The following is a 341-nucleotide window of genomic DNA, read 5'->3' as shown; positions in this document are numbered from 1 at the left end:
CACACTGGGACTGATACCTAAACAACGGGCCTGCTCGCGCAAGGTATTGGCCAGTGTACTATCCAGAGGCAAATGAGCTCCTGCTATGTCAGTGCCATCCTCCTGTACATTAAGCAGGCCAAACGGCGCGGTAGGCGCATCAATATCAGCCAGCTGTTCACGAAAATACGCCTCATGGACTGAGGCCGGTACGCGCAGGGTCTGGGCAATAAAATTGCGGTACGGCAAGGGGGGAGACAGCCTGTCCGCCTGTCCCTGTAATAGCTGCTGAATTTCCGCCACTATCAGCGCCAGCGTCATATGGTCGCTGACCAGATGGTGATAACTGAGGGCCAGCAGCC

General features: G+C 56.0%; 1 protein-coding gene. It reads right to left on the bottom strand.

Annotated elements, in window-relative coordinates; all coding sequences use genetic code 11:
* A partial coding sequence (locus AACS90_RS05625; RefSeq protein ID WP_153043723.1) for a hypothetical protein occupies positions 1–341 on the bottom strand: 341 nt, incomplete at both ends.

It is taken from the genome of Xenorhabdus sp. KK7.4 (genome assembly GCF_963876465.1).
Taxonomy (GTDB): Bacteria; Pseudomonadota; Gammaproteobacteria; order Enterobacterales; family Enterobacteriaceae; genus Xenorhabdus; species Xenorhabdus stockiae.
Note: the sequence above shows the minus strand (reverse complement) of the source record. Positions and strands in the feature narration are given on the sequence as shown.